Consider the following 7,506-nt stretch of genomic DNA (forward strand, 5'->3'; position numbering starts at 1 on the left):
AATTCTACTTTTATTTTTCATTTTTTTAAAGTGGAATTTAACTTTTCACTTTAGCAAAAAATAAAAAATAAAAAAAAGAAATATTATCTTTTTACACTATGTAACAAGTAATATCCCTTATCTCTTTTAACAATTTCACAATTCCCAAAAACTTCTTCCATTTTCTTTTTAGCCGAAGGAGCGCCTTGTTTCTTTTGTAAAATAACCCATAAACTTCCATTTTCATTAAGATGTTCAATTGATTCTTGTAAAATTGTAGTTACAACTTCTTTACCCGCTCTTACTGGTGGATTTGTTACGATCACATCATAACTTCCTTGAACATTTTCATAAATAAAGCTTTTATAAATATTTGCATGAATATTATTATTTTTAGCATTTAATTTGGCAAGTTCAAGTGCACGATCATTGACATCGACCATATCCACATTTAAATGTGAATAAACTTTATTAAGACATATTCCGAAAGTTCCATAGCCACATCCTACATCAAGAAGTGTTTTTTCATTTGTAATTTCGATATTGTCTAATAAAACACGTGATCCATAATCTATCATGCTTTTAGAAAAAACACCATTATCACTTGTAAATAAAAGATCATATTTATGAAATCTAAAAATAAATTGTGATTGTTCACTTTTTAAATCAGTATTATCTGTAAAATAATGTTTCATTTGTATTTCCTCTATTTCCTTTTTCTTTATTATACAAATAAATAGAATTTTAACCAATAAAAAAAGAAGAATCGTAAGATCCTTCTTTTAAATCAAAGTTATAATTATTTAACTTCTACTGTAGCTCCAGCAGCTTCTAATTTTTCTTTGATTTCTTTAGCTTCATCAGCAGATACTTTTTCTTTGATTACTGAAGGTGCTTTGTCAACTAATCCTTTAGCATCAACTAATCCTAATCCAGTGATTTCTCTTACAGCTTTGATTACAGCAACTTTAGTTCCACCAACTTCAGTTAATGTTACGTTAACTTCTGTAGGTTCAGCAGCAGCTCCAGCATCAGCAGCAGCAGCTACAGCAACTGGTGCAGCAGCAGTTACATCAAATTTTTCTTCGATTGCTTTTACTAAATCATTTAATTCTAAAATAGTAGCTTCTTCTAAGTAAGCTAAGATATCTTCATGTGTTAATTTTGCCATGTTTATATTCTCCTTTTCATCAATTCTGCTTATTCAGCAGCTTCTTCTACTTTTTCTTCAGCAGGTGCTTCAACTGGTGCTTCTCCACCATTTTCTTCTCTTGCATCTGCTACAGCTTTTACAACTCTAGCGAATTTGCTAACTGGTGCTTGTAACATACCAAGTAACATTGAGTACATTCCTTCACGTCCAGGTAATTTAGCAATTTCATTAATTTCTTCTACTTCTAATACTTTTCCTTCAACAATTCCAGCTTTGATTACTAAAGCTTCATGATCTTTAGCAAAGTTAGCTAAAATTCTTGCAGGTGCAACGGCATCACTATGACCGAATGCAATAGCGTTTGGACCTACTAATTTATCATTGATTTCAGCATATCCAGCGCTTTCAGTAGCTCTTTGAACTAATTTGTTTTTGTAAACTTTGAATTCAACATCTTCTTCACGTAATGCTTTACGTAATTCAGTGACTTCTGCTACTGATAATCCACGATATTCTACTACTACAGCAGATTGTGAATCATTAAATTTACCAGTGATTTCTTCAACAACGACTTTTTTCGCATTGATTGCTTCTACTGACATTGCTACACCTCCTATAAATTTTTATATATGCAACAATATACGCGCTATATTTAAAACTCCCATACGTAGATAGGAGTTCAAGTTCTTCATAAACTCAACACCTCGGTAACAAATTAAGGTTTCCCAGTTACTGTCTACGGTATATTGATTGCGACATTTTTTACAAACTATTTAGTAGTTTGAACTTTGATTGCAGGTCCCATAGTTGATGAAACTGCAATATTTTTAATATAAGTACCTTTAGCTGATGTTGGTTTTAATCTTACGATTAAATCATAAATTGTGTTGAAGTTTTCAACTAATTTAGCATCATCAAATGATACTCTACCGATTGGTAAATGAACATTACCTTCTTTATCAGTACGGTAAGTTACTTTACCAGCTTTTGTTTCTTGAACTGCTTTAGCAACATCCATAGTTACTGTTCCAGTTTTTGGGTTAGGCATTAAACCTTTAGGTCCTAAGATACGACCTAATTTACCTAATTCAGCCATCATGTTAGGAGTAGCGATCATAACTTCGAAATCTAACCATCCTTTTTTGATGTCTTCTAAAATTTCTTTACCAGCAACGATATCTGCACCAGCATCTTTAGCTTCTTGAGCTTTTTCTCCTTCAGCTACAACTAAAACTTTTTTAGTTTTACCAGTTCCGTGTGGTAATACAACAGCTCCACGTAATTGTTGATCTGCTTGTCTAACATCTAATCCTAAATTGAAAGCAACATCGACACTTGCATCGAATTTTACATTACTTGTTTTTTTAACTAATTCAATAGCTTCTTCAGCTGAATAAAGTTTTCCATTTTCAATTAATGCAGCTGCTTCTGTATATCTTTTACTTTTCTTTGCCATTTAATTTCCTCCTTAGTGGTTATAACGGATTATCCTTCCACGTGATGCTTACGCATCGATTCCTTCAACTTTAACACCCATGTTTTTAGCTGTACCAGCAACGATTTTCATTGCAGCATCTAAATCATAAGCATTTAAGTCAGGCATTTTGTATTCAGCGATTTCTTTTAATTTGTCAGCTGATAATGTTCCTACAGTAGTTGTTCCTGCATTACTAGAACCTTTTTGTACTCCTAAAGCTTTTTTAATCATTTCTGAAGCTGGAGCAGTTTTTAATACAAAGCTGAAATCTTTGTCTTCATATACTGTTAAGACAACTGGTACTGTTTCTCCCATACGATCTTTAGTTTGATCATTGAAAGCAGTACAGAATTTAGGCATTTGGATACCTGCACCTGCTAATGCTGGACCAGGTTTAGCTTGCCCTGCTTTGAATTGAATTTTCATAACTCTAACAACTTTCTTACTCACGCGACATTTCCTCCTTGTAAAAATTTGTCCGTGTTGTGGTCAAATGGGTGTTACCCTTCCACACAACAATGAATGCGCAATTAACCTATTGCGTCGACAACTAATTTACCATTATCTCTTGATAAATGCAATACTTTTTTATATTTTTTTGCATTTTATCAAATAAATTTAAAAAAAAGAAAAACTCTAGGAATTTTCCTAGAGTTTAAACAACAATTAGTCTAAAGCAGCGATCATTGCTTTGTATGAATCTTCAACTAATGAAGCTCCACCAACTAAAGCACCATCAATATCAGGTTGTTCTAATAATGCTTTTAAACCTTCAGGTTTAACAGATCCACCATATTGAATTCTTACTTGATCAGCAACTTCTTGTCCGTATAATTCAGCAACTACTGAACGGATATATCCACAAACATCTTGAGCGATTTCGTTTGTAGCAGTTTTTCCAGTTCCGATAGCCCATACTGGTTCGTAAGCGATAACGCTTCTAGCAGCACATTTAGGACAAACATCTTTGTAAGCAGCAACTACTTGAGTTTTAACAACATCTTTAGTAGTTCCAGCTTCATATTGTTCTAATGTTTCACCAACACATACGATTGGAGTCATATCATTTTTAAGAACTTGAAGCATTTTAGCGTTAACTGTTTCATCAGTTTCCCCAAAATATTGTCTTCTTTCAGAGTGACCTAAGATAACCCATTCAACTCCGATTTCTTTTAACATTTCAACAGATACTTCACCAGTATAAGCTCCGCTATCTTTGAAGTGTACGTTTTCAGCAGCTACGATTAAATTTTTAGCTCCTGCTTTTGCAGTTTGTAAAGCTAAGTATGGAGTAGCAATTCCCCAGTCAGCTTTATCAGTTACTTCTGGATCAACAGCTTCTACGAATGCTTTTGTAGCAGCGATTGTTTTATTCATTTTCCAGTTTCCTACGATAATTGGTTTTCTCATGATTACAAATACCTTCCTTATTATTTATCATCAATTGCAGCGATACCTGGAAGAACTTTACCTTCCATATATTCTAATGAAGCTCCACCACCAGTTGAGATGTGAGAAACTTTATCAGCATATCCAAGTTGCATTACTGCAGCAGCGCTATCTCCACCACCAATGATAGTGTTAGCACCTTCTAAACCAGCTAAAGCTTCACATACAGCGATTGTTCCTTTAGCGAATGGTTCCATTTCGAATACACCCATAGGTCCATTCCATACAACTGTTTTAGCACCAGCTAAAGCAGCTTTGATGTTTTCTACAGATTTAGGTCCGATGTCTAATCCCATGTATCCATCAGGTACATCTTCACCACAAACTTTAATATCACCTTCTGCAGCAAATGCAGTATTGATTACAGAATCAACTGGTAAGATTAATTTATCTCCAGCTTTAGCTAAGATATCTTTAGCTACGTCAATTCTATCATCTTCAACTAAAGAGTTACCGATTGAATGACCTTGAGCTTTAGCGAAAGTATAGCACATACCTCCACCAACGATAACTTTGTCAGCAATTTTTAATAAGTTTTCGATAACTAAGATTTTATCAGAAACTTTAGCTCCACCTAAGATAGCAACCATTGGTCTTTCTGGATTACTTACAGCTTTTCCAATGTAGTTGATTTCTTTTTCTACTAAGAAACCAGCTGCTGATGGTAAATGAGCAGGGATTCCAGCTGTAGAAGCATGAGCTCTATGAACTGAACCGAATGCATCTTCAACAAATACATCACCTAATGAAGCCCAGTATTTTCCTAATTCAGGATCATTTTTACTTTCTCCAGCTTCATAACGAGTGTTTTGAACTAAGATAACTTGTCCATTTTCAGCGTTTTTAACAGCTTCTTCTAATTCAGCACCACGAGTGCAATCTACGAATTTTACATCTCTACCTAATAATTCAGCTAATCTAGGAGCAACAACAGCTAAATTGTTTTTAGCTTTGTCTTCTTCAGTTTTCACTTTACCTAAGTGAGAGAATAAAACGATAGCTTTTGGAGATTGTTCTAATAAATATTTGATTGTTGGTAATGCAGCAACAATACGATTATCATTAGTGATTTCTCCTGTTTCTTTACTTCTTGGTACGTTGAAGTCAACACGAACTAAAACAGTTTTTCCAGCGACTTCAATATCTCTAATTGTTTTCTTATCCATTTTTATAATTCCTCCATGGCTGAATTATATCATCTATAATCATTGTTTTCAATTAATTTCATATTATATTATGAGGTGAAAAATATGAAAAATACGAATGTAATCCCTATCCAAAAAATCCCATCTATGTTAGAGAATGATTATCAATTTGTCGATTTAAGAGATCCCTATGAGTATAAGAAAATTCATCTAACAAAATTCACAAATATTCCCTATGAAAAGTTCAATCTCAATCAGTATCATTTTTCTAAAAAAGAACCACTTATTCTTATCTGTTATAGTGGAGCTAAATCAAAAAAACTAGCAGATGATTTATGTCAACAAGGTTATGATGCTTACAGTATTGAAGGTGGATTCTATTCTATTTTGCATCAAAAGACATAAAAAAATTAACGGGTGTATACTCGTTAATCCAATGGTTTATTATAAAAACGTCCAATAAAGTTTTCAACTTTAGTTACAGAAACAATAATCTTTGGATCAGTTTCCTTTAAAGCTTCTAAAACATCTCCGACTTCATAACTTGAAACAATTGCTGTTAAATAGCTTACAGGATGATGTGAATATCCTCCATAACCATCTAAAGCAGTGATCCCATGATGAAATTTTTCTAAATAAGTATCCACCACTTCGTCTTTTTTTACAGTATAGATGTGTAACATAACACGTTTATATCGTGTATGGAAAGTAGAAATTGTTTTTGTTGAGATAAATTGGAACAAAATAGAATACCCTGCTTTATCAAATCCAAAAATAACTCCAAAAACACATAAAATCATAGCATTAAAAGCAAAAACTTGCATCCAGATTTCTCGTCCATTTTTATTAGCAAAATACAAAGCAATAAAATCTGTACCACCTGAAGAAGCACCCGCTTTTAAAGCAAGTACAATACTCATTCCCCAAATATATCCACCAAATACAACATTTAAAACTTGTTCATCAAATAATGGATAATTTGGAATAATTTGTAATAAAAATGATGTTAAAAAGACTTGTAATAATGAAAAGAATACAAATCGTTTTGATATTTTCTTGGCACAAATAAGCGCAACAGGTACATTTAAAACAACTAAAGTGAATGCTGTTGGAATTGATTTTCCAAATAAATCAGCAATCATATCTACAAGTAAGGCAATACCCATAAACCCACCTGACAATAAGTGCGCTGGTCTTACAAATGTTTTAGTTGTAGCAGCCATAATCAATGAAGAACAAAATACACAGGTAAAACTAATTAAATCTCTTTTTTTTATCTTTTTCATGATCTTTCTCCCTAAATTCCACTACATTGTACTCTTTTAGAAACAATTTACAACATGCAATTATAAAAAAATAAAGTTAATTTATTAACAAAGAAAAAGGATTAAATTCACATCTAATCCTCTTATCTATTCTTTCCATTTTTATGATAAATATTTTCAAAAAAATCATACAACTTTAATTCATTTTGTTCAAAAAAATCAATTACTTCATCACTTGCTTGAATATCAATATTCTTATTTCTTAATATTTGATAAGCCATTTTAGGATTTTCCTCAACTGATTTTCCCATATCAATGATAAATTCAAATCCATCTTGAAAGATAAAACTAAATTGCATCACATAAAGTGTATGTAATCCTTGATGCCATGCGCCACCTTTTTCAAAATAGAGACCTATCTTTACTCTTCTTAAATCCTGCCAACTATATTCCTTATTTTCATTATTTTCTTTTTTAGTTATCAAGCTTTTTAAAATAGATTTTCTACTTTGATAGTGATAACTACAAATTGAAATCTTATTATCTGTTAATTCAACATATTCTAATTTAGTTTCACAAATAACAAATATAATCAAAAGAATAATAAATGAAATACACATAGAAAAAATAATGAGTTTCGCTGATGCTTTATAAAAAGGTATTTGAAAATGTTGTACTGAACTTCGCGTTTGTTCGTTCACATAAGAAATCATATTAGGAAATGCTAAACCAATTAAAATTCCAAAAATTCCAGATATAAATAAAGATAAAACACTAACGCCTAACAGACTTCTTGGTATCGACTTATAACCAATAACTACTGTTTGATCTTTCTTAAAATAATCAAATACTTTCTTTAAGTCTTTTTTCTTAACTTTTTCATTCCCTATTTGATTGTCTTCAATTACTTGATCTAATAATGGGATATTCTTCTCTTTTAAATCTTCACACATGTTTTTTATATATTGCAATGATTCTATTCGGGTATTTACTTTTTCAATATGATTTTCTAAGACATCTTGAAATGTAACTTTATTA

At 31.9% G+C, this 7,506-nt stretch carries 10 protein-coding genes and 1 other annotated feature; of the genes, 1 reads left to right on the forward strand and 9 read right to left on the reverse strand.

Annotation, left to right across the window (positions count from 1 at the left end):
- Positions 1 to 83 precede the first annotated feature (83 nt).
- The 7 genes from LJD34_RS14980 to LJD34_RS15010 all read right to left on the reverse strand — a co-directional run bounded on the left by LJD34_RS14980 (position 84) and on the right by LJD34_RS15010 (position 5,224).
- Positions 84 to 713, reverse strand: coding sequence for a class I SAM-dependent methyltransferase (locus LJD34_RS14980; RefSeq protein WP_256187681.1), 630 nt, complete (start codon positions 711 to 713; stop codon positions 84 to 86).
- Positions 714 to 778: 65 nt separating this feature from the next.
- A complete protein-coding gene (rplL, locus tag LJD34_RS14985; protein ID WP_022002413.1) occupies positions 779 to 1,150 on the reverse strand; it encodes a 50S ribosomal protein L7/L12 in 372 nt (123 codons plus the stop codon).
- Positions 1,151 to 1,179: 29 nt separating this feature from the next.
- A complete protein-coding gene (gene rplJ, locus LJD34_RS14990) occupies positions 1,180 to 1,734 on the reverse strand; it encodes a 50S ribosomal protein L10 (RefSeq protein WP_032089404.1) in 555 nt (184 codons plus the stop codon).
- A 40-nt stretch (positions 1,735 to 1,774) separates the two neighbouring features.
- Positions 1,775 to 1,892 (reverse strand) — a sequence feature (ribosomal protein L10 leader region).
- Positions 1,893 to 1,901: 9 nt separating this feature from the next.
- On the reverse strand, positions 1,902 to 2,588 hold the full coding sequence (gene rplA / locus LJD34_RS14995) for a 50S ribosomal protein L1 (RefSeq protein WP_022002411.1): 687 nt from the start codon (positions 2,586 to 2,588) through the stop codon (positions 1,902 to 1,904).
- A gap of 48 nt (positions 2,589 to 2,636) precedes the next feature.
- Positions 2,637 to 3,059: a 50S ribosomal protein L11 gene (rplK, locus tag LJD34_RS15000; protein WP_022002410.1), complete on the reverse strand. Its 423-nt coding sequence runs from the start codon at positions 3,057 to 3,059 to the stop codon at positions 2,637 to 2,639.
- 216 nt (positions 3,060 to 3,275) lie between these two features.
- Positions 3,276 to 4,019 carry a triose-phosphate isomerase gene (gene tpiA / locus LJD34_RS15005; protein WP_032089405.1) on the reverse strand — a complete coding sequence of 248 codons (744 nt, stop codon included), beginning with the start codon at positions 4,017 to 4,019 and terminating at the stop codon, positions 3,276 to 3,278.
- 20 nt (positions 4,020 to 4,039) lie between these two features.
- A complete protein-coding gene (locus LJD34_RS15010; RefSeq protein ID WP_022002408.1) occupies positions 4,040 to 5,224 on the reverse strand; it encodes a phosphoglycerate kinase in 1,185 nt (394 codons plus the stop codon).
- Positions 5,225 to 5,308: 84 nt separating this feature from the next.
- Here LJD34_RS15010 and LJD34_RS15015 point away from each other — a divergent pair, with 84 nt between their 5' ends.
- Positions 5,309 to 5,608, forward strand: coding sequence for a rhodanese-like domain-containing protein (locus tag LJD34_RS15015; protein ID WP_032089406.1), 300 nt, complete (start codon positions 5,309 to 5,311; stop codon positions 5,606 to 5,608).
- A 23-nt stretch (positions 5,609 to 5,631) separates the two neighbouring features.
- Here LJD34_RS15015 and LJD34_RS15020 read toward each other — a convergent pair whose 3' ends face one another.
- Positions 5,632 to 6,489 (reverse strand): YitT family protein, encoded by an 858-nt coding sequence (locus LJD34_RS15020; RefSeq protein WP_227360281.1) that lies wholly within the window; start codon positions 6,487 to 6,489, stop codon positions 5,632 to 5,634.
- Positions 6,490 to 6,611: 122 nt separating this feature from the next.
- Positions 6,612 to 7,506, reverse strand: an 895-nt coding sequence (locus LJD34_RS15025; RefSeq protein WP_227360282.1) for a hypothetical protein, incomplete at its 5' end; no start/stop codon positions are given.

This window comes from Faecalibacillus sp. MSK20_93 (assembly GCF_020589945.1).
Lineage (GTDB): Bacteria > Bacillota_I > Bacilli_A > Erysipelotrichales > Coprobacillaceae > Faecalibacillus > Faecalibacillus intestinalis.

Bases quoted from the DNA above. Each gene is read 5' to 3' on its own strand.
- tpiA (WP_032089405.1), bottom strand. From the start codon at position 4,019: ATGAGAAAACCAATTATCGTAGGAAACTGGAAAATGAATAAAACAATC.
- LJD34_RS15010 (WP_022002408.1), bottom strand. From the start codon at position 5,224: ATGGATAAGAAAACAATTAGAGATATTGAAGTCGCTGGAAAAACTGTT.
- LJD34_RS15020 (WP_227360281.1), bottom strand. From the start codon at position 6,489: ATGAAAAAGATAAAAAAAAGAGATTTAATTAGTTTTACCTGTGTATTT.
- LJD34_RS15015 (WP_032089406.1), top strand. From the start codon at position 5,309: ATGAAAAATACGAATGTAATCCCTATCCAAAAAATCCCATCTATGTTA.
- rplL (WP_022002413.1), bottom strand. From the start codon at position 1,150: ATGGCAAAATTAACACATGAAGATATCTTAGCTTACTTAGAAGAAGCT.
- rplJ (WP_032089404.1), bottom strand. From the start codon at position 1,734: ATGTCAGTAGAAGCAATCAATGCGAAAAAAGTCGTTGTTGAAGAAATC.
- rplA (WP_022002411.1), bottom strand. From the start codon at position 2,588: ATGGCAAAGAAAAGTAAAAGATATACAGAAGCAGCTGCATTAATTGAA.